This window comes from bacterium (assembly GCA_035559435.1).
GTDB lineage: Bacteria > Zixibacteria > MSB-5A5 > WJJR01 > WJJR01 > JACQFV01.
Window position 1 is genome coordinate 15,366 of sequence record DATMBC010000029.1, and the last position, 20,504, is coordinate 35,869.

General features: G+C 63.6%; 17 protein-coding genes. 6 read left to right on the forward strand and 11 right to left on the reverse strand.

All coding sequences use genetic code 11. The annotated features are described in order from the left end of the window. Positions 1 to 18: 18 nt before the first annotated feature. The 7 genes from purL to secD all read right to left on the reverse strand — a co-directional run bounded on the left by purL (position 19) and on the right by secD (position 11,177). Positions 19 to 2,268: a phosphoribosylformylglycinamidine synthase subunit PurL gene (gene purL / locus VNN55_03190; GenBank protein ID HWO56552.1), complete on the reverse strand. Its 2,250-nt coding sequence runs from the start codon at positions 2,266 to 2,268 to the stop codon at positions 19 to 21. A 358-nt stretch (positions 2,269 to 2,626) separates the two neighbouring features. After that, the gene (locus VNN55_03195; protein ID HWO56553.1) at positions 2,627 to 3,409 is read right to left on the reverse strand and encodes a hypothetical protein; all 783 of its coding nucleotides are present in this window, start codon (positions 3,407 to 3,409) and stop codon (positions 2,627 to 2,629) included. Between the two features lie 169 nt (positions 3,410 to 3,578). After that, positions 3,579 to 7,010, reverse strand: coding sequence for a DUF4175 family protein (locus VNN55_03200; GenBank protein HWO56554.1), 3,432 nt, complete (start codon positions 7,008 to 7,010; stop codon positions 3,579 to 3,581). 219 nt (positions 7,011 to 7,229) lie between these two features. Continuing rightward, positions 7,230 to 7,973, reverse strand: coding sequence for a DUF4159 domain-containing protein (locus VNN55_03205; protein HWO56555.1), 744 nt, complete (start codon positions 7,971 to 7,973; stop codon positions 7,230 to 7,232). A 9-nt stretch (positions 7,974 to 7,982) separates the two neighbouring features. Beyond that, positions 7,983 to 8,432: a cupin domain-containing protein gene (locus VNN55_03210; GenBank protein HWO56556.1), complete on the reverse strand. Its 450-nt coding sequence runs from the start codon at positions 8,430 to 8,432 to the stop codon at positions 7,983 to 7,985. Positions 8,433 to 8,525: 93 nt separating this feature from the next. Further along, entirely contained in the window at positions 8,526 to 9,455 is a 930-nt protein-coding gene (gene secF, locus VNN55_03215) for a protein translocase subunit SecF (GenBank protein ID HWO56557.1), read from the reverse strand. Between the two features lie 21 nt (positions 9,456 to 9,476). Then, positions 9,477 to 11,177: a protein translocase subunit SecD gene (gene secD, locus VNN55_03220; protein HWO56558.1), complete on the reverse strand. Its 1,701-nt coding sequence runs from the start codon at positions 11,175 to 11,177 to the stop codon at positions 9,477 to 9,479. Between the two features lie 311 nt (positions 11,178 to 11,488). Here secD and VNN55_03225 point away from each other — a divergent pair, with 311 nt between their 5' ends. Further along, the gene (locus VNN55_03225) at positions 11,489 to 14,137 is read left to right on the forward strand and encodes a pitrilysin family protein (protein ID HWO56559.1); all 2,649 of its coding nucleotides are present in this window, start codon (positions 11,489 to 11,491) and stop codon (positions 14,135 to 14,137) included. Positions 14,138 to 14,139: 2 nt separating this feature from the next. Here VNN55_03225 and VNN55_03230 read toward each other — a convergent pair whose 3' ends face one another. After that, entirely contained in the window at positions 14,140 to 14,643 is a 504-nt protein-coding gene (locus VNN55_03230) for a hypothetical protein (protein HWO56560.1), read from the reverse strand. Between the two features lie 110 nt (positions 14,644 to 14,753). On the opposite strand from VNN55_03230, the gene VNN55_03235 reads away from it, so the two are divergent. The 5 genes from VNN55_03235 (at position 14,754) to VNN55_03255 (ending at position 17,913) form a co-directional block, all read left to right on the forward strand. Beyond that, positions 14,754 to 15,536, forward strand: coding sequence for an SDR family NAD(P)-dependent oxidoreductase (locus tag VNN55_03235; protein HWO56561.1), 783 nt, complete (start codon positions 14,754 to 14,756; stop codon positions 15,534 to 15,536). A 23-nt stretch (positions 15,537 to 15,559) separates the two neighbouring features. Continuing rightward, the gene (locus tag VNN55_03240; protein ID HWO56562.1) at positions 15,560 to 15,781 is read left to right on the forward strand and encodes a SelT/SelW/SelH family (seleno)protein; all 222 of its coding nucleotides are present in this window, start codon (positions 15,560 to 15,562) and stop codon (positions 15,779 to 15,781) included. Between the two features lie 13 nt (positions 15,782 to 15,794). After that, on the forward strand, positions 15,795 to 16,700 hold the full coding sequence (locus VNN55_03245; protein HWO56563.1) for a squalene/phytoene synthase family protein: 906 nt from the start codon (positions 15,795 to 15,797) through the stop codon (positions 16,698 to 16,700). Between the two features lie 95 nt (positions 16,701 to 16,795). Then, on the forward strand, positions 16,796 to 17,347 hold the full coding sequence (locus VNN55_03250) for an outer membrane beta-barrel protein (protein HWO56564.1): 552 nt from the start codon (positions 16,796 to 16,798) through the stop codon (positions 17,345 to 17,347). A 17-nt stretch (positions 17,348 to 17,364) separates the two neighbouring features. Further along, positions 17,365 to 17,913, forward strand: coding sequence for a hypothetical protein (locus VNN55_03255; protein HWO56565.1), 549 nt, complete (start codon positions 17,365 to 17,367; stop codon positions 17,911 to 17,913). A 74-nt stretch (positions 17,914 to 17,987) separates the two neighbouring features. On the opposite strand, the gene VNN55_03260 is transcribed toward VNN55_03255, so the two are convergent. The 3 genes from VNN55_03260 to VNN55_03270 form a co-directional block, all read right to left on the reverse strand. Continuing rightward, entirely contained in the window at positions 17,988 to 18,386 is a 399-nt protein-coding gene (locus VNN55_03260; protein ID HWO56566.1) for a response regulator, read from the reverse strand. 122 nt (positions 18,387 to 18,508) lie between these two features. Continuing rightward, on the reverse strand, positions 18,509 to 19,348 hold the full coding sequence (gene mutM / locus VNN55_03265; protein ID HWO56567.1) for a bifunctional DNA-formamidopyrimidine glycosylase/DNA-(apurinic or apyrimidinic site) lyase: 840 nt from the start codon (positions 19,346 to 19,348) through the stop codon (positions 18,509 to 18,511). A gap of 4 nt (positions 19,349 to 19,352) precedes the next feature. Then, a complete protein-coding gene (locus VNN55_03270) occupies positions 19,353 to 20,414 on the reverse strand; it encodes an ABC transporter ATP-binding protein (protein ID HWO56568.1) in 1,062 nt (353 codons plus the stop codon). Positions 20,415 to 20,504 lie beyond the last annotated feature (90 nt).

Genomic DNA, 20,504 nt, shown 5'->3' on the forward strand with positions numbered 1-20,504 from the left:
CGGCGGTCATCTGCCCGCTTACGCCACCGCCGCGGCCGTGACTTCCTCCATCAAGGCGGGCAGCGCGTTGCGGTGCAATTCACGCAGCGCCGTGACCGAATCGTCGATATACGGGCGCATGACCAGACGGTCGGCGACGGTCACATGCCCGAGGAACTGGAAGGGCACGCCGTCGGCGCGCGCGGCGGCCTCGATGGCGGCGCGATCTTCCATCGCAAACGAGATGACGATGCGCGATTGGCTCTCGCCGAAAAGCAAGGCGTCGGGACGCCCGTTCCAGAAGCCGAAGTCCCCCTCGAAGCCGCGTGTGCGGTCATCCGGACCGAGACACATCTCGAAAAGCGCAACCGCCAACCCGCCATCGGCGCAGTCGTGCGCGGCGCAGATCCACCCCTCGCGGATGGCGCGCATCACGAACCGCTGGACTTTCAGTTCACGCGCGAAATCCAGCGCCGGCACCTGTCCGGCAACCTGGCCATGGAAGAGTTTCAGGTACTCACTCCCACCCAGCTCCTCGAAGGTTGCGCCGATGAGGGCGACGCCATCCTCCGGCTCCTTGAAGTGACCGGTGGTGATGAACGCCAAGTCCTCGATTTTGCCGATCATGCCGATGGTGGGCGTCGGATATACCGCGCGGGTCGGGTCTTCGTTGTAGAAACTCACATTGCCGCCGGTCACCGGCGTGCCGAAGGCCCGGCAGGCTTCGCCCATGCCGCGCACGCACTCGGCGAACTGGTAGTACATCTCCGGCTTGTAGGGATTGCCGAAGTTGAGGCAGTTGGTGATCGCCAGCGGACGCGCGCCGACGCAGACAAGATTGCGCGCCGCTTCGGCGACGGCGATCTGCGCGCCGAGGCGCGGGTTCAGATAGCAGAAGCGGGCGTTGCAGTCGGTGGTGGCCGCCAGCGCGGTGTTGGTCTTGCGGATGCGGATCACGCCGGCGTCCATGCCCGGGCCGAGGGCGGTCCCGGTGCGCACGCTCTGGTCATATTGCCGGTAGACCCAGGACTTGTCGCAGAGATTGGGCGCGGCGACCATGCGGCGCAGAACATCATTGAAGTCTTTGGGCAGCGCGAGGGCGCCGGTGTCAAACGCCGCCAGCTGATCGAGGTAGCCGGGACGTTTCTCTTCGCGCCGGTATTGCGGGGTTGAGCCGCCGAGCGCCAGCGCCTCGGCGGGGATGTCGGCCTTGCGTTCGCCGTAGTGATCGACGATGAACCGTCCGCCGGGAATCACTTCGCCGATCTGGGCGCAGTCGAGCTGCCACTTGGCGCAGATCCGTTTGATCTGCTCATCCCTGCCGATCTTGCCGATCACCAGCATCCGTTCCTGCGATTCGGAGAGCAGGATCTCATACGGGGTCATCCCCGCTTCGCGCACCGGCACGCGCGCGGTGTCGATGTGGATCCCCTGTCCGCCGCGGAAGGCGGTCTCGGAGCAGGAGCAGGTGATCCCGGCCGCGCCCATGTCCTGAATACCGACCAGCAGATCCTGATCAATCATCTCCAGCGTTGCTTCCAGGAGCAGCTTCTCGGTGAAGGGATCACCGATCTGCACTTGCGGGCGTTTGGCCTCGGATTTCTCCGAGAGCTCCTCGGAGGCAAACGTGGCGCCATGGATGCCATCGCGGCCGGTTTTGGAGCCGACGACGAACACCGGCGCGCCGACCACCGAGGCCTGCGCCTTGGCGATCTTGTCGGTGCGGACGATGCCGATGGCCAGTGGATTGACCAGCGGGTTGCTGGTGTACGAATCCTCGAAGACGGTCTCGCCGCCGATATTGGGCACGCCAAAGCAATTGCCGTAATCGCCAACCCCGCGCACCACGCCGTCGACCAGGTAGCGAACTCTTGCGTTGGCCGGATCGCCGAAACGCAGCGAGTCGAGCACCGCGATCGGACGCGCTCCCATAGTGAACACATCGCGCAGGATGCCGCCGACGCCGGTGGCGGCGCCCTGATAGGGCTCGACCGCCGACGGGTGATTGTGCGATTCGATCTTGAAGACCACCGCGAGCCCGTCGCCCCAGTCGACCACGCCGGCGTTCTCCTCCCCCGCCTTGGCGAGCATCGCCTCGCCCTCGCGCGGCAGGGTCTTCAGCAGCAGAATCGAGTTCTTGTAGCTGCAGTGCTCTGACCACATGACCGAGAAGATGCCCAGTTCGGTCCAGGTCGGCTCGCGTCCGAGGATGGACTTGATCTTGTCGTACTCGTCCGCGGAGAGGCCGTGTTCCTCGACCAGCGCGGGAGTGATGCGGGGTTCCTGCATGGTGCGCTCCTGCCCACCACGGATGACGTTGTCTGGTCCCATACAGGAATCTAACGGATTGTCTCGGGGCGATCAAGTGGGCGGCGGGCGGCGTTGCCCCCGGGCAGTATGGCCGGCATCGAACCGCTCTGTCAGGGGCAAGCAGGGTTCACCACTGCGCGAGCAGAGCGACCGACGTAGGGGCGAACCTCGTGTTCGCCCGACTATGCAACTGATCGTAAAAGGAAGAAGGGCGGGTCTCAGACCCGTCCCCGAATCTGTACAATTTGTAGGTCAGGAGCCCGCTTTCTGGGCTCCTGACTTTACGGCTTTGGTTTTGTTCGCAGAATCCCTGACGGCGGGGTGCGTGTGCGACCGACTATTCCGCCTGCAAGCGCGCGGTATACCAGCGATCGCGCCAATTGTGAATGTCGATTCGAACCGCCGCCGGTTGGCCGATGGGCGCTCGAGGAAAGCCGTCCAGGAGTCGGGTGATCGTCGCAAAATCGGACTCGTCCCGGTAGATGTAGACATCGGCGTTGGGCGGGTACGGCCAGACACCATATTGCGGACGCTCGCGGGGCGCCAGCCACGGTTGCCCGAAGACGCTGTCGTGAATCAGGGCGCAGAGGGGCGCGTATTGGTGCTCGGAATACTGACAACTGACGGCGAAGCTGTGGCGCGGCACTTTCCACCAGACCGAGTCGGTCGGCTCGGTGAATCGCGTCGCGATCGGCGTCAATTGAATACGGTCGGCATAGATGTTCAGCCCGTAATGATCGGCGCTGTCACCGTGGACGACGCTGAGTTGATAGCGTCCGCGTGTGGTGTCAATGGCAACGATGGCCGCGGCTCTTGTCAATACGTCAGCGCAGATTCCATCACGATAGACCGCGTCACCGATGCTGATGACGATCTTGTTGTCCTTGGTCGCAACGGAGGCCTCGAGGTAATAGCAGGGATTCGGATACCACTCTTTCGCCTGCAATTCAATCACCGGGTAGGCATCGAAACCCCAGGCGGAGCGGTCGTGGTAGTGCACGGTCGGCACGGCAATCGTCAGCCCGTCGGTCAGCGGCCGTCGGTCCTCGATCTCGGCGCAGGCGGCCAGCGCCGCGGCGACCGTGAGCGCGCCCCACGTGCGAACAAGCGTCTGCCGCATTTCCCCTCCCGTCCTGCCCTCGTGAATATACACCCCAGCGGCGGAGTTTTGTCACTGAACGGCGAGGCTGCGGATCACCCCAGGTCGTGCAGACCCGCCTGGCGTCCAGGGCACAAGAAGAAGGGGCGGGTCGCAGACCCGCCCCTTGGGGATTGCCGTATGGAAGAGATCACTTCTCCGGCGTCGCGCCGGCGTTGCGTGACTCGGCCAGGGCGCGGAAGTAGGCCTTGATCGTCTCCTCGTACTCCTTCGGGTAGCCCTCTTCCTGATAGCGGGTGAGGAGACGGTCGTATTCCTCGTCGGTCAGGCCGGCGGCGTCGGGCAGCGCGCCCGGCGAGGTGCGGCCATAGGTCCCCTCCGGCTGCTGCGCCTGACGTTCATCCTTGAAGTCCTGCTTCTGCAGGGCATGCTGGAAATCGAGCATGCGCGTGTAGATGCGCTTCTGGCGTTCGCGGGTCTCCTCGGTGACCTGGCCGCGCTCCATGTCTTCGATCACCTTCTGCATTTCCTCGGCGAGTTTATCGAGCCGTCCCAGTTGCTGATCCTTGCCGATTTCTGAGTTGAGTTCATCGACACCCTGCTTGATCGCCTGCTGTTCGCCCTTGAGCCGCTTGAGCAGTTCGCGTTCGCCTTCGGACATCTGGCCCGACCCCTGCCCCTGCTGCGGCATCTGCGCGTTGAGTCGTCCCTGCTTCTGCGAGAGCCCGCCCATCTTCTGCCCCGCCTCGCCGGGATTCTGGCAATTGGGGTTGGGCTTGGCGCAGGCGCTGGGATTGGGGTTGTTGCACTGGCTGTTTTTCTCCATGCTCTGGGTCAGGTCCTGCGAGACCTGATTGAGACTGAAGAGCGCCTCTTTCTGGTTGTTGCCGGCGTTGGGGCCGCGGCGGTCGCTGAGACACTGCGACGACTGACTCATGCGCTCCATGGCCTGGCCGAGTTTCTGCGAGGTTTCCGCCGAGATCGCGGTCGACTGTTTGGCCATCTCCATCAGTTGCTGGGCGACCTTCTCGGTGGCGGCGCGCAGCGCCTCCTGCCGGGCGGCCATCTCGCGCAATGACAGCGACGTGGGATCCAGTTGCGCGGTCTCGTTGATGACTTTCTCCTGCTCCTCGGAAAGGTACATCGTCTTGTCGAGCGCCTCGCGCAGCTCCCTGGCCATCTGCTCCTGCTGCTGCGAGTTGGTTTCCTTCTGGAACTGCTTCATCTGCGCCAGCAACTGTTGCATCGACGCGGCCGCCTCGCCGGTTTTCTGCTCGGCGCCCTTCTTGTCCTGCGACTGCATGTTCTCCGCCGCCTGCTTCATCTGCTGGGAGGCGGGGGAGTTTTTCGCCGACTGGCAGAAGCCCGCGGTCTTTTCGGGGCTGGCAAGTTTGGCCTCGTTCAACTGCGCCTCGGCCGCGGCCAGCTCTTCGGCGAACTCATCGAACCGCTCCTTGAGACGCTCCTGCGGCGGGGCCAGGGCCGGCTGGGCGTCTTTCGGCGATTCCTTGGACTGCTCGTTGAGCGCCTCTTCCTGCGCGGCCATCTCCTCGAGACGGCGGATCATCGCGTCGACCTTCTGCTCGGCCTGCAGACGCTTGAGGTAGGCGATGGTGCGGTCGAGGCGCTTGATCATCTCGTCCTGCGAGAAGTTCATCTCCTGCATGGCGCGCTTGATGTCCTCGGGATTCATCTTCTCAAGCGCTTCCTGCAGGCGTTTCTGCGCCTCGCGCATTTCGGGGGTGGCGACCTCCTCGAAGAGCTTCTGCGCCTCCATCATCTTCTGGAGCATCTCCAGCGAGGCGAGTTTCTTCTCCTGGGCCTCGGCGACCTGCTTTTGCATGTTCTCGGCCAGACGGTCCAGTTCCTTTTCGAGGTCCTGGGCGCGCTGGGCGACATCGGTCACCTTCTTCTGGTCGTCCCAATTGAGCTCCTGCTGCGGGGCCAGTTCGCGGCGCAACGTTTCCAACTGCTTGGACAATTCGCGCTCGGCGCCGAGCAGACGGTCGAGCGCGGTCATGTCGGTGGCGCGCTCTTCCTCGAACTCGGCCATCATCTCATCCAGCGACGGCAGTCGGACCGCATAGGTCTTGCTGATCGCGGTCTTCGGGCCGCTCACCGCGTCGTTGTCGCGGACTTCGACATAGTAGTAGACCACATCCTCGGGCATGAGGCCCCAGTCGGCCAGGTCGAAGAAATACACCGGTTCGAGCCGCTCGCCGGCAACGCGCGATTCGGGAATGGCGAACTCGCGCGCGGCGCGTTCGAGGCCCTCCGACATCCAGCGGGTCTTCAGAGTCAGGCCGGAAAAGCCATAGTCGTCGCGCGCGACGATCTTCAGGTTGACTGCCATGTCCTCGCCCAGATCGACGTTGTGGCCGGGCAGGACGATATCGACCGACGGCTCCCGGTCGGGAATCGCGGTGATCGTGTATTCGATCGGATTGGGATTGGAGCGTCCCGACTCATCCAAGAGCGCCAGATGGTAGGTGCGGTTGTCGCGCACGACCAGCTCGGTGGTGGCGCTCTGCCCCTTGACCGTCATGGCGTGGCGGGTGCCGTCGGCAAAGACCAGCGCCGCCTCGGAGAGATCGCGATTGGACTCGACGCGCATCGCCACACGGCTGCCCACCGGCGCGGTCACGGTGCCATCGTTGGCATCCAGCACCAGCGGCGGCAGATTGGTGTAGGCCGGCGGGAAGACATCCAGACGCAGCGCGCCGACCCGCGGCCGGTCGACCGCGCTGACGGTGTAGACGTCGGAGGTGCGTTCACCGGCGACGACGTAGTACTCGAAATCGCGTTTGACCTGCGGCAGGACATGCTGGAACTCGCGGGTCAGCCCCGACACGGCGCCCGGGGCCTTCGAGGCGACCACCGGTTCGATATCGCCCAGCGACCGCCACTGGCCCCCTTCGGAACGGTGGAAGATGGCGACGGTCTTCGGCAGATCGGACCCCTCCACCCGGGCGGTGATGCGGAAGTCATCGAACTTGACCGCTTCGACCGAACCGGGCAGCACGGTCAAAGTGTAAGGGATCGGCTCGGCGTAATCGGCCAACGGGCGCGAGTAGGCGTCCCAGGATTTCTTGGCCAGGCCGGGAAAGAGCACGGTCAAAAGCAAGGCGGCCCCGAAGCCGAGTCCGGCCCAACGCGCGGCGCGGCGCAGACGGCGACGGTCGAGCGCTTCCATGAAGTCGATGGCGTCGCTCATTTCGGTCGCCTGACGGATGGTCAGATCGACCAGCGCCAGCGAGTAGTGCTCCGGGTTGGTGCGGGCCTTGTCGGCCAGTTGCAGCGAGGCGATCAGCCGGTTTTTCAGTTCGGGGTACTTGGCCTCGACCGCCAGCGCCAGCCGTTCGGGGCCCGGCGACCAGATGGTCGAGCGGGCAATCGCCAGAACCAGGATGCCAACCAGCGTCGCCAGCACCGCGCCGACGGCGATGACCCGGATGGCCGAAGCCGGGACCACAATGGCGGCCACCAGCGCCAAGAGGACAAAGGCAACCGAGGCGAGGGCGACCATCCAGCCGGCATGGGTCAGCCACTCGAAGGTGATGGCGCGCAAGCGCATCTGGCGGAGGCGGGTGAGCAATTGCTCGAGGTTGGGCATCGGGGTCATGAAATCGGGCTCCTCAGGTCATTTGTCAGTATTGTCGGCGAGAACGAAAGGCGCCGTCACACATACTTTTACGCGGGAACGCGTCGATTGGCGCGCCCATTTTGCCAAACCACTACAAAATCAGTTTAAGTTTTTGCGATGGTCGATCGTGCCGACGGTTCAGAATCATTCGAGCGCCACTCGTCTCGAACTTCTATTGTCCGATACGATACCGCTGGATCAATGCGTCAGGGCGTAGTATGCGATGTTCGCACCCATCCGCAAGGCCTCCAAGCGCTTGGCAGGCGGGTCCTTGTGGACTTGCGGGTCTTCCCAGCCGTCGCCGATGTCGGATTCGTGCACATAGAAGACCACAACCCGGTCGCCATCGAGGATGGCGTAGCCGCGTGGCGCCTGGTCATCGTGACGGTGGATCTTCGGCAGCCCGCCGGGGAATTGGAAGGGCGACTGGTAGATCTCGTGGGAGAACGGCAGTTCCACCAAGTCGCGATCGGGGAAAATGCGTTTCAGTTCGCGTCGGATCGAGGCGTCCATGCCATAGGAATCGTTGGCCAGCCAGAAGCCGCCGCCGGTCAGATAGCGACGCATCGCGACCACTTCATCGTCGGTGAAGCGGATGTTGCCGTGGCCGGTGGAGAAGATGAACGGATACGAGAACAGTCGTGGATCGGACGGCTTGATCCGCACCTCGGCCTTGTTGACATCGAGGCCGACATTTTCATCGATGAAATCCAGCAGATTGGGAATGGCCGAGGAGCCCCAGTACCAATCGCCGCCGCCGGAGTACTGCAGGCGGGCGACGGTGAAGACCGACGGGTCGACTGGCGCCTGGGTCTGGGCCGCTGGAGGACGACGCGCCGGCATGGGGATAAATTCAGTCTGCGCCAACGCGCCGACCGCGGCCAGCAACGCCGCGGCGCCGGCCAGCAAGAGCACGCGTGATCGGATGCCTGGGCGAATCATCAATCGATCCTACTTCTTCCCCGTCGGATCGGCATAGATACGATCCTTGCCGTCGAACCCCGGCGAGAAGACCGAGATCACCACCGCGGGGTTGGAGCCCATGTTGTGGAAGGCATGCGGGGTGCCGCGCGGGACATGCACGACCTGCCCGGCCTTCACCTTGATCTTTCGGTCCCCCAATGTCAGCCGTCCCGAGCCGCGAACGATCCAGACATTTTCGTCGTGGGCGGCATGGTGGTGCATCTCGACCATCGTTTCAACCTGGGTCAGATGCACACTGGAGGTGGAATCCCAGGCGATGACGTCGCTGCGAAAGGCCTGCCCCTTGACCAATTGATGTTCGTTGAGCAGCGAGTCGATGTCATAGACCCCCGGCCCCGGGACGCCGCTCTGCGCCCACGCGGCGGCCGCCCCGGCGATCCAAACGGCAACGGCCAATACGGCGGCGAATCGTTTCATGTGCACCCTCCCCTTGCGGCGCGCCCCATAAAGCCACGCCCGTCGGAGGTTATACCCGCGACGGGCGTGGCGGCAAGAGCAATTCTGCAACTCCTACGAGGCGCGGAAGCGCTTCGGGCTGCGGGTTTCCCAGTCGACGTACATAGTGGACGCGACGAAAATCGATGAGTAGGTGCCGATCAGAATGCCGACCAGAAGCGCGAGGGCAAAATCGCGCAGAACCGGGCCGCCGACGATCGCGAGAATGATCAGGCAGGCGAGCACGGTGGTACCGGTCATGATCGTGCGCGAGAGCACCTCGTTGATGGAGAGATTGACCGAAGGGACGAAATCCGCCTTGCGGTGAAATTTCTTCAGGTTCTCGCGGATACGGTCATAGACGGTCACCTTGTCGGTGAGCGAGTACCCGGCGAGCGTCAGGATGGCGGAGATCAGCAGAATGTTGATCTCCACGCCCATCAGGTAGAAGATACCCAGCACCGCCAGCACGTCATGGAAGGTGGCGATCGTGGCGCAGACCCCGAAACGGAAGTCGAACCGGATGGCGATGTAGATCAGGATGCCCAGAAGCGAGAGCGCCACGGCGATGAGCGTATCCTTCTTGAGGTCCTTACCCACCGCGGCGCCGACCTCGTGCACGGTGTCGAGGTTAAAGTTGTTGTCGGGGAAATACTGCTTGATGAGGTTGACCACCGATTGCGCCTTCTGGGTCTCCCCTTCGGCGACCTTCACGCGAATGAAGAAGGTGTAGGGCTGCGGGCGCCCGGCCACGTGCACGATTTCGGCGTCCTCAAAGCCGCCGCGTTCCAGGGCGGCGCGCAGGTCGCCGATGTCGACCGGCTGATCGAAGTATCCCTCGACCACGGTCCCGCCGGTGAACTGGATCCCGAGGTTGGCGTTGCCGGAGGCGATCATCACCGCGGCGAAGATTCCCAACAGGACCAGCAGGGCCGAGAGGATGTAGGCCGGGGTGCGCTTACCGATGAAGTCAATGTTGGTGTCGCCAATGATGCGAAACGGCATATCGTTCTCCGCTGCGGTCCGTTAGATCGAGAGCGTCTTATACGACTTGCGGAAGTCAAAGACCACCCGGGTCACGACCACCGCGGTGAACAGACTGATCGCCACGCCCCAGAAGAGCGTGACGGCGAATCCCTTGATGGGACCGGTGCCAAAGATGAAGAGGGCCAGCGCGGTGATCAGCGTGGTGACATGCGAATCGATGATCGCCGACATGGCGCGGTCATAGCCCGCGTCGATCGCGTTGCGCACCGACTTGCCGGCGCGCATCTCCTCGCGGATGCGCTCGAAAATCAGCACGTTGGCGTCCACCGACATGCCCAGCGACAGGATGAAGCCGGCGATGCCGGGCATCGTCAGGGTGGCGTGCAGCACCGCCATCACGCCCAACAGGAAGATGCCGTTGAAAAGCAGACCCACGTTGGCGATCAAACCGGACAGTTTGTAGTAGAAGGCCATGATCAGGAAGACCGCCAACAGACCCAGAAGCGAGGCGTTGATGCCGCGGCGGATCGAGTCCTGGCCCAGCGACGGACCGATCACGTTGTTTTCGATCACTTTGACTGGCGCCGGCAGCGCGCCGGCACGCAGCACGATGGCCAGATCGTTGGCGTCCTCGTAGGTGGCGTTTCCGCCCATGGTGATCTGGCCGCGGTCCTGAATGCGCGACTGGATTTCGGGGGCCGACTCGACACGGTTGTCGAGCACGATGGCCAGCGGCTTATTGATGTTGGCGCCGGTGAGCCGGGCAAACTTGCGGCCGCCTTCACGGGTCAGCTGGAAGCTGACGATCGGCTTGCGGAACTGGTCGAACGACGGCTTGGCATCGGTGAGATACTTGCCTTCCAATTCGACCTGCTTTTTAAGCAGATAGAGCCGCTCGACTTCCATCCCGCCGACAAACTCGGAGCGCGTGCTCCAGGCGAATTCGACGTCCGGGGGAATGAGTTTTTGCACATCCGGTCGGGCGAGGATCATTTCCACCAGAGGGACCTCATCCTTGGCCACCATCCAGCCGTATCCGCCTGACGGATCCAAAAGCGAGGAGAGCGGAGCTTCCTTGGGGATCTGCGGCGGGAGCACTTCGGCGGTGTCCTGCGTCAGGTCCGGCGATTCGCCCTTGGCCAACGCGCCGGCGCCCGTGGTATCGGCCTTGGCGGTGTCGGCGCCGAAGAGGGATTCGAGCGCGCCGCGTTCGCCGGCGGTGTCGGACGGCGTGGCGGTCGTGTCCAATCCCGCGGCGGCTTCCAGGGCGCGGTCGATACGGTCCAGGAGCAAAGACGACATCTCCGGCGACTCGAGGAGTTTGAACTCCAGCAGCGCGGTGCGGCCGATCAGTTCACGGGCGCGCTCGGGATCGCTGATGCCGGGCAATTCGACCACGATCCGGTCCTTGCCCTGCACGGCGATCACCGGCTCAGCCACGCCGAACTGGTCGACGCGGTTGCGCAGGATTTCCTTGGCGCGCTCGACGGCGTCGGAGGCCTCATCGGGGTTGAGATTGGTTTTGTCGACCTGAAGAACCAGGCGCATCCCGCCTCGCAGATCGAGGCCGAGCTTCATCGCCTTTTGTTGCAGCTTGATCCAGCTTTGCGGATCGGTTTTGGCCAGTTCTTCCCGTTCGGCCGGTGACATCATGTACAGATCGATGGTCGGGTAGAGAAACCAGAACGATCCGGCCAGCAGAAAGAGGATGAGCCCGATTTTCCAGCCTTGTCCCTGCATGCTCTGAAGTCCCAGTTGGTTGACGGCGCACCGACACCAATAATTCAAAGTGCCGGAAAAAAAATAGACCGCCAATATACCCCGAACCTTCGCAATGTCAAATGATTATCCGATGGGAAACTGTCACAGTTGCTCGGCGGCCGCGATTTTCAACTATCTGCCGGGCAAGGAGTTGATTGTCGGCCGTGCCAAGCGGTCGCAAGGCAGGGAGCGGGCCTGTCTGTCCGCTTTCATCTTGAAACTGACGTGGGCGAATGCGACCTTCGCACACAATGAACAGTGTGCAGCCCTCCGTCGAAAGGATTACGACCATGCAACGTGCAACGCTCTTCATGGCAACAAGTTATCGGGCGATGGCCGAAGCGGTCATTGTGGCGCTCCTCCTTTGCGTCCTCGGCGCGACAACCGCTCACAGTCAGCTCCGGGCGGCGTCGCAGACCACGGCCTATAAGGCGCCCAACGGCATGGAGATCCTGCTCAAGGAGAATCATTCCAGCCCGATGATCGCGTCGATCGTCTTCGTCAACTCCGGCGCCAAGTACGAGACCGACTTTAATAATGGGACGACGCACTTCCTTGAGCATCTGCTGTTCAACGGCACCGCCAGTCGGACCCAGGAGCAGATTTCCGACCGCATCAAGAACCTGGGCGGGTACATCAACGCCTTCACGCGCAAAGAGGTGACCGCCTATCTGTCGCTGGTCCCGCGCGAGCACATCGCCGAAGCGCTCGACATCCAGCAGGACATGCTCTTCAACTCGATCTTCCCGGAGGATCGGTTTCCCAAGGAACGCAAAATCGTGATCGAGGAGATCCGCAAGGACTCCGACTCGCCGGACTATGTCGCCGAGCTCTTCCATGACCGCTGGGCCTATCAGGGCAGCCCTTACGCCCGTCCGGTGCTCGGCTATGAAAACCTGATCGCGACGATCCCGCGCGAGGAAGTCATCGACTATTACCACATGTATTACCAGCCGAACAACATGACACTGCTGGTGATCGGCGACTTCGAGACCGCGGCGATGAAAAAGGAGATCGAGCGGACCTTTGGCCAGCACCCGGCGCGGCCGCTGCCGGAGCGTCCGGCGATCACCGTGCCCGCGCTCTCCGGCGCGGTGGTGCAGAAGACCGAGGCCGACATCGGCGAGACGCGGGTCGATGTGCATATCCGGCTGCCGTTGTTCCGCGACCCGGCGTACCTGCCGCTGGCGCTCTGGTCGGAAATCCTCAACGACGAGGCCCTCTCCCCGCTGATCAAGAACCTGACCAAGGGCGACAACCCGCCGGCGACGCGGGTGAGCGTCTCGCTGGAGACGCAGGCCGAATTCAGCGCCTACCGCATCTCCGCGGCCAGCGACAAGGCGGAGCGCGCCGACGAGATCCTGGCCGGCATCCTGTCCACGTTGAGGGGCCTGTCGGCCACGCCGATCGGGCAGGACGATATCCGCCTCATCGGGACCCGTCTGCGGGTCGAGGACATCTTCCTCCGCGAGCGGCTTCATTACTACGCGATCATGAAGGCGCCGATGCTGGTGGTCACCGGCTATGACTTCGTCGATCAGTTGCCGGACCGTCTGGCGCAGGTGACGACGTCGCAGTTGCAGAAGGCGGCCGCGCAGCACCTGCAGGGGACCGCCTATGTGGCCACGATCGTGACGCCGCCCGACACCGCCGCGATCGCGGCGGCGCCCTCCGACGTGTCGCGCACGGTCTATCGCAAGGAGACGCTGCCCAACGGGCTGCAGGTGGTCATCAAAAGCAACCCCGATTCGCGGGTGTTCGCGCTCAATGTGTTGGGCAAGAACCGTTCGGCCATAGAACCGGAGGGCCTGGAGGGCATTTCCGATTTCGTCAACCGGATGCTGATTTCGGGCACCACGACACGGACCTCCGAGCAGATCAGCCGCGATCTGGCGGCCATCGGCGCGGAGCTGACCACCAACGACAATCCCTACATTCCCTACGACGATCATTACACCACGCCGCAGTACACATTCGTCAAGTTTGCCACCATTGATGAATATGCCGCCGCCGGGGCATCGCTGTTGGCCGACTTGGTTGCCAACGCCTCCTTCCCCGCCGACGAAGTCGAGAACAAGCGGCGCGAGGTGATGGGGCTTTTGGGGATGGCGGCGGCATCGACCAACCAGGTCTGCCGCGATGTGTTCAGTCGGGCGCTCTTCGGCGACGGGCCGTATGCCCGGCCGATCATGGGCTCGATGACCTCGGTGTCGCAATTCAGCAGCGAGTCGCTGCAGGCGCATCGGGCGCGGCTGTATGCGCCGGGAAATGTGATTCTGACCTGCGTGACGGGATTGCCGGCCGACTCGGCGCTGGCCCTCATCGTCTCGGCATTCGGCGGAATGAGCGGCGCGGGCAGCGCGGTGACGATCCCGCTCCCGGCGGCGCCGAGCACGGTGCAGGCCGAGCACAAAACAATGCAGAAGGAGCAGATCTACATCTATCTCGGCAACGCGACCGCGGGCGCGACTTCGCCCGACATGCCGGCGCTCCTAGTGGCCAACAACATCCTCTCGGCGCGACTGGCCAATGAACTGCGCGAAAAGCAGGGGCTGGCCTATTCGGTGGGATCATCGGTGCAGTTCGACCGCGACTTCGGCTGGTTCACCTGCAAGATGGGAACGGGTAAAGCCAACTTCGCCAAGGCCAAGGAAGGGATTGTCGAGCAGATCCGCCGACTGCACGATGAGCCGGTGTCGGCGGAGGAGCTGGAGACCGCGCAGAACACGCTTTGGGGGTCCTCATTGACCTCGCGCCTGTCACGCGTCAACCAGGCCTTCTTCATGGGTGTCGATGAGTTCCTCGGCCTCGGCTACGATTTCAGCGATCGGATGATCGAGCAGGTGCGTGCCGTGACCGCCGCCGATGTCCAGCGTGTGGCGAAGGCCCACTTCCACGCCGACAGTTACATTCTGGCCACGGTCGGAGCGTTGGAATAGCCCTATAGGGTGAGCTGAAAGGTCGTGTCGAGAGAGCCGGAGCCAAGACCCGTCCACAGCGTGTCGCCGACCGCATTGATCGATCGCCGGCCGGTCTGATACTGGACGCGGAAACGGTAGCCGCACTCGGGGGTCGGGGCATTGATAGGGATCCAGGTCTCCTTGCCGCTGATCGTGTCGCCGCTGGGATGGACGGCGGGAGAGAAGAGTGAGCGTTCCAGAACGACCGCGCCATCGCGGTCAAGGCGGTAGCCGGTGACGCGCATCCAGCGTCGTGCGGTGGATTGAAAAGCGATGCGCCATTGCAACTCGATCCCGGTCTCGACCGTGCCATCGGCGACGTATCCGTGGTAATCGAATCGGGCGAAGCGAACCTGGGTGGTATCGACCGGGCGGCCGGAACCGCCGGATGCGGTCGGAGAATCGGCGTCGCAGGATGGCAGGGCCACGATGGCCAGCATCCCCACGAGCACCGGCGCCCGGATCGTGGTCGGCCAACTTCGCATCGATTGCTCCTGTTCAATTATACGAAGGAACCGACCAACGAATTGGGCCCCCGGACTTGACAGAGTATCGGTCGGGGGCCTACTCTGTGGCCACACCATGAGGAGCATCCGTGAGTGAGAAGCGTTTTGCCAATCAGTTGGCGCTGGTGACCGGGGCCTCGTCGGGGATCGGGGCGGCGACCGCGCGCGCCTTCGCCGCCGAAGGGGCGCGGCTGATCATCGCCGCGCGCCGCGTCGACCGCCTCGAACAAATGGCCGCGGAGATGCGGTCGGCGCACGGCACCGAAGTCTTCGTGTTGGAGCTCGATTTGCTGAAACAGCGTGAGGCGATGGCGCGGCTGGAAGCGCTGCCGCCGGATTGGAAGACGGTCGACATACTCGTCAATAACGCCGGGTTGTCGCGCGGACTGGATAAACTGCACGAGGGCCGTTACGACGACTGGGAAGAGATGATCGAGGTCAACGTGAAGGGGCTATTGGCGGTCAGCCGGACGGTGATTCCGTGGATGGTGGCGCGCGGCAAAGGGCATGTCATCAACATCGGCTCGATCGCCGGACGCGAGGTCTATCCGGGGGGCAACGTGTACTGCGCGTCGAAGTTCGCCGTGCGCGCGATCAACCGCGGCATGGCGATCGATCTGGTCGGCACGCCGATCCGGGTCACCACCATCGATCCGGCGCTGACCGAGACCGAATTCAGTCTGGTGCGGTATCGCGGCGACGCGAAGCGCGCGGCGGCGCCGTATCAGGGATTGCGGGCGCTCTCGGGTGAGGACATCGCCGACGCGATCCTCTGGGCGGCGTCGCGTCCGGCCCATGTCAACGTTTCCGAAATGGTGATCTATCCGACCGCGCAACGATCCGCGACGATAGTGCATCGCAACGACTCATAACCCTGACGCCGAAAGGACGGGCCATGGCCAAACGTGTCACGATCAAATACTGCAATGAGTGAAACTATCTTCCCCGCGCCGCCAGTCTGGCGGACGAATTGAAGAAGACATTGGGTATCGACGCGGAGTTGATCGCCGGCAGCGGCGGCGTCTTCGAGGTCAAGGCCGATGGTCTGCTGGTCTTTTCGAAGAAAGTGGCGGGACGATTCCCGGAGCCGTCCGAGATCATCGCGGCGTTGAAATAGGACCGATGCGCGCATGAGCGCCCCGCTTGATTTGGACGCCGCCTATGCGGCCTGCGAAACGCTGGCCGGACGGGACAAGCCGCACCTGTATGCCGCGGCGCAGTTGTTCGAGCGCCCGGCGGTGCGACGCGCGTTTGTGGCCACCTACGCCTCCATGCGGGTCATCGACGATGCGATTGACGGAATTCCCAACCGCGCTTCGCTGACCGCCGACCGGCGACGCAGCGAATTGGGACGGGTGGCGCGGTGGCTGGAGGCAGTGCATGCCGCCCGTCGGGGCACACCGTCACCGGGTCCGCTCTGGACCGCACTGGCGGACACGCTGGCGCGCTTTGACTTCCCGCTCGACCCCTGGCGGAACCTGGCGGAAGCGATGTCGGCCGATGTGGTCACTCCCTCCTTCCGCACCTGGGATGAGCTGCGTCGTTACATGCATGGCGCCTCGGTGGCGCCGGCCGTGGTCTTCATGTATCTGGTGCTGATGAAGCCGGGCGCGGACGGCATCTTTCGGACCGGCTGGAGCTACGAGCGCGTGTTGGCCGCCACCGAGGATCTGGCGGTCTTCTGCTATTGCGTGCACATCCTGCGCGATGTCGCCGTTGACCTGACGCTCGGTGAATCCGGGCTGGTCTACCTGCCGGAGGAAGATCTGTCGCGATTTGGGATGGAGCGCGACGATCTGCATCGGCTGCGCGACGCCGGGGTCGCCGACGGCGCTTATCGCCTGTTGGCGCGCTATGAGGCGCAACGGGCCTGGGAGCATCTGGCGCGCGGCCGTGCCCGTCTGCCGGAGATTCTGGCCGAGGCGGAGCCGTCCAACGGCCGGGCGCTGACCATCCTGATCGACACTTACGTACGCATTCTCGGCGCACTGCAGGAACGCGAGTTCGACGTTTTTGCCACCACGCCCACGGCCTGAATTGCTTCACGCGCGGTTTTCCGTTGACGGCCGTCATGGCCGGGCGGAGATTAGCCCATCACAGGTGTCTGCGCCTCCGCAGACGAGGAGGGTCAATGGTAAAACGGATCATGATTGCGGCGGCGGCGGTGGCGCTCAGTCTGCCGACCGCGGTCGCGCACGCGACCGGTTGGGGCATCGGCGGCTTCGGCGGGGTCAGCATTCCGATCGCGCAGGACGATGCGGCCAACGGAATGGTCTTCGGCGGACATCTGCGGTTGTCGCTGGGGGGCATGCTCGGCATCGAGCCGAATTTCACGTATTTCAAGAACGGCGACTGGGAAATCGATGAAGTGCCCGGCGAGACGTTCGAGGGGTCCAAGCTCACCTCGGTGGGAATCAACGTCATCCTCGGCGGCGCGGGTCCGGCGGTCGGGTTTCGCTTCTTCCCCTTCGGCGGGATCAAGTATTACAATGAAGAGAACGACTTCCGCGACTTCAGCGACGGGCAGCTGGGGTTCTGTGGCGGCATGGGATTCGAGATTGGCTCGGGCCCCCTGGGCATCGAGGCGCGCGCCTCGGGCGAAATCCTGCCGCTGGACAATGGTGGATCGCGCAAGTGGGCGCACCTGCGCGCGGGACTCAACTATTACTTTGGCGTGAGATGAAACGAGGCGAACCGACCATGACAAAAACCAGACTGCACAAAGGATACCTGGCGGCCGCGCTGACGCTGTTGCTGCTGGCCGCGGGCTGTATCGTGTCCGGCCAGTTTGTCGTCGTCATCTCCGGCACACGCACAATCACATCCAGCGACGAGACGCTCGACTATCTGGCCGTGGACTTGACGGACAACGAGACCTGGCAGGACCACAAGGATGACATCCAGGCGATCATCGATGTGAAATTCGAATGCGAGTTCGTCAACAACCTGAATTCCGCCGCCGACGGCGAGCTTTACATCTCCACCGAGTTGTACACCACCGCGGAGCAGGTCCGTACCAACGCGACCAAAGTCTTCGGCGGGCTGGCGCTGGAACCGTTGGAGGTCCGCTCGGTGTCGTTTTCCGAGTCGGCCGACTACGTTGAGAACCTGGAGACGGTGCTCGACCTGCTCGAGGGCGGCCAGTTCTACTTTTATGGCATCGCCGCCGAAGCGCCTTTCGACATCACGGTGCGCGGCGCGGGCGACGAGGATTACGTGCGTTTCCTGATTACCTTCTCCGCGGGCTGAAAACTTTCCGCATCTCCAGACACAAGAGGCCGGCGCCTTGGCGCCGGCCTTTTCTTGTTGAGCCTGTCATCCTCTCAGCGCGGGACCAGCCGGGCGATCGCCTCGATCAGGTCGGTGGATTTGAACGGCTTCTTCAAGATGCAGTCGACGCCGATCTCGTTGGCGCTGCCGCTGGAGAACTCGGACAGATAGCCGGTCATGAGGATGATCGGGATCGCGGGGTAATCCTTGCGAACCAGCCGCGCCAGCGAGAGCCCGTCCATCCCGGGCATGCGGATGTCGGAGACGATCACGTCGGAGGGGGCATCGGCCAGCACATCCAGCGCGGCCACGCCATCGGAGGCGGTGCGCACGGTGTGGCCGGCATGACGGACCATCAGGTCCACCACGGTCAGGATCAGGGGATCGTCGTCAACTACCAACACATTGAGCGGACGGGTGACGGTGATGGACGTGGAGCGGGGTGTGGTCATCGCGTGAATAGTCCTCTCTCTCCCGTTGTAAGATCGGCACTTCGGTGGAATGATTAAGGGGAGGGATGGGCGGCGCGGAGAGAGAAAAGTTGCCCATCCTATGGGAAGAATCCCATACTGGGTTAGACGGGCGGCGGCTGGCAGCGCGGGCAGAAGTGAGCGCTGCGTCCGGAGAGCACCAGTCGTTCGATGATGGCGCTACACGATAGGCACGGTAGCCCATCGCGCCCATAGACATGCAATTGCGGAGCGAATCCGCCGGCTTCGCCGGTCAGGTCGGAGAACGTGTCAAACGTGGTGCCGCAGGCCTCAATGGCCGCTGTGAGGATGCGCTGGATGGCGGCGCGTAAACGGCGGATATGGGCCCGATCGATGAGGTCGCCGGGCGAGAGCGGGTGCACTCCGGCGGCATGCAGCGCCTCATCGGCGTAGATGTTGCCCAAACCCGCGATCGCCGTCTGATCCAAAAGCAGCGACTTGATTGGACGATGAGTGCGTGCCAGGCGGCGACGCAGGTCGATCTCGGTGATCGTGTCGGCCTCCGGACCCAGCTTGGCGATGCCGGGATGACGGTGGGCATGACCATCGGGGACGAAGTCTGCACGGGCAAACTGGCGCGTGTCGACCAACACGAGGCGCCGCGCATCGGGCAATGGGCCGCCCGCCACTGTCAGGATCAAACGGTCGTAGCGTTCGCGGCGCGCATCGGGCGGATAGAGACGGAACCGTCCGGTCATGCGCAGGTGCGCGACGAAATGGCCGCCGCCGGCAAAAGAGATGACGATGTATTTGCCGCGACGGGTGACGCGTTCGACCGTGCGGCCGGTCAGGGCGTCTTTCCAGCCACGGGGATTGCCCTTGGAGATGCGCGCCGAGGCAAAGTCCACACGCTCGATACGCGCGCCGACAATCGCCGGACGCAGGGCGCGCACCACCGTTTCGACTTCGGGCAATTCGGGCATGGGATCAAACGGTCGCGCGCAGACGTTGCCCGCTTGGGGGATCGAAGAACAACAGCCGGTCGGGCCGCGGCTCCGGCGCGACCGGGGCGCCGATCGGCAAAGCGGCATGGGCTTCGGCCAATACGGTCAGTTGCCGTGGGCCGTCGGTGACGACACACTGCACCTTGTCGCCAAGGAATTCCTGCGAAGCGATCCGCCAGCGGCCGTCATCGTCGGCCCGCAATTGCACATGCTCGGGACGCACCCCGACTTCGACCGCGGCCGGCCAGGCGCCGGCGGGCCGGGATGACGTTCTCCAACCATACGGATCGACCACCAATGCGCCGTCGGATTGTCGCACCACCGCATCCAGCATGTTGATCGTCGGACGGCCGAGGAACTGCGCGACGAAACGATTCGGCGGGTCATCATAGAGCGCCTGTGGTGTGCCGATGCCCATCAGAGTCCCGGACTCCAAAACGACAATCCGGTCGGCCATGGTCAGGGCTTCGGTCTGATCATGGGTGACATACAGCGAGGTCTTTCCCAGCTCTTTCTGGCGGGCGACGATCTCACGGCGCATGCCGGCGCGCAACGGCGCATCGAGATTTGACAGCGGCTCATCGAACAAAAAGATGCGGGGATCGGCCGCCATGGCGCGCCCGAGCGCGACCCGCTGCCGCTGACCGCCGGACAATTCACGCGGACGGCGTGTCAGTTGCGCGGTCAGTTGCAGCGCGTCGGCAATCTGCCGCACGCGTCGGGCGATGTCGTCTTTGGCCACGCGGCGAATTTTCAGCGGGAAGGCAATGTTATCGTGAACCGTCCAATGCGGATACAGGGCATAGGATTGGAACACCATGGCGACGCCACGGTCCTTCGGCGGCCGCGGGGTGACATCGGCGCCATCGATCAGAACACGTCCGGCGTCCGGCGACTCCAGTCCGGCGACCACGCGCAACAACGTCGACTTGCCGCACCCCGAAGGACCGACAATGACCAGGAACTCCCCATCGCTGACGGTAAACGAAACCCCGGCCAGCGCGACCGTGGGGCCATAGGCCTTGCGGATGCTGTCAAATTCCACGCGCGACAAAACGATGATCCTCAAGTCGATGCACGCGCCAATGTGCGACGCGGCGCGCCCGCCGTCAAGCCGCAGCAAAGACCGTTCGTG

Bases quoted from the DNA above. Each gene is read 5' to 3' on its own strand.
- purL (HWO56552.1), bottom strand. From the start codon at position 2,268: ATGCAGGAACCCCGCATCACTCCCGCGCTGGTCGAGGAACACGGCCTC.
- VNN55_03195 (HWO56553.1), bottom strand. From the start codon at position 3,409: ATGCGGCAGACGCTTGTTCGCACGTGGGGCGCGCTCACGGTCGCCGCG.
- VNN55_03200 (HWO56554.1), bottom strand. From the start codon at position 7,010: ATGACCCCGATGCCCAACCTCGAGCAATTGCTCACCCGCCTCCGCCAG.
- VNN55_03205 (HWO56555.1), bottom strand. From the start codon at position 7,973: ATGATTCGCCCAGGCATCCGATCACGCGTGCTCTTGCTGGCCGGCGCC.
- VNN55_03210 (HWO56556.1), bottom strand. From the start codon at position 8,432: ATGAAACGATTCGCCGCCGTATTGGCCGTTGCCGTTTGGATCGCCGGG.
- secF (HWO56557.1), bottom strand. From the start codon at position 9,455: ATGCCGTTTCGCATCATTGGCGACACCAACATTGACTTCATCGGTAAG.
- secD (HWO56558.1), bottom strand. From the start codon at position 11,177: ATGCAGGGACAAGGCTGGAAAATCGGGCTCATCCTCTTTCTGCTGGCC.
- VNN55_03225 (HWO56559.1), top strand. From the start codon at position 11,489: ATGCAACGTGCAACGCTCTTCATGGCAACAAGTTATCGGGCGATGGCC.
- VNN55_03230 (HWO56560.1), bottom strand. From the start codon at position 14,643: ATGCGAAGTTGGCCGACCACGATCCGGGCGCCGGTGCTCGTGGGGATG.
- VNN55_03245 (HWO56563.1), top strand. From the start codon at position 15,795: ATGAGCGCCCCGCTTGATTTGGACGCCGCCTATGCGGCCTGCGAAACG.
- VNN55_03250 (HWO56564.1), top strand. From the start codon at position 16,796: ATGGTAAAACGGATCATGATTGCGGCGGCGGCGGTGGCGCTCAGTCTG.
- VNN55_03255 (HWO56565.1), top strand. From the start codon at position 17,365: ATGACAAAAACCAGACTGCACAAAGGATACCTGGCGGCCGCGCTGACG.
- VNN55_03260 (HWO56566.1), bottom strand. From the start codon at position 18,386: ATGACCACACCCCGCTCCACGTCCATCACCGTCACCCGTCCGCTCAAT.
- mutM (HWO56567.1), bottom strand. From the start codon at position 19,348: ATGCCCGAATTGCCCGAAGTCGAAACGGTGGTGCGCGCCCTGCGTCCG.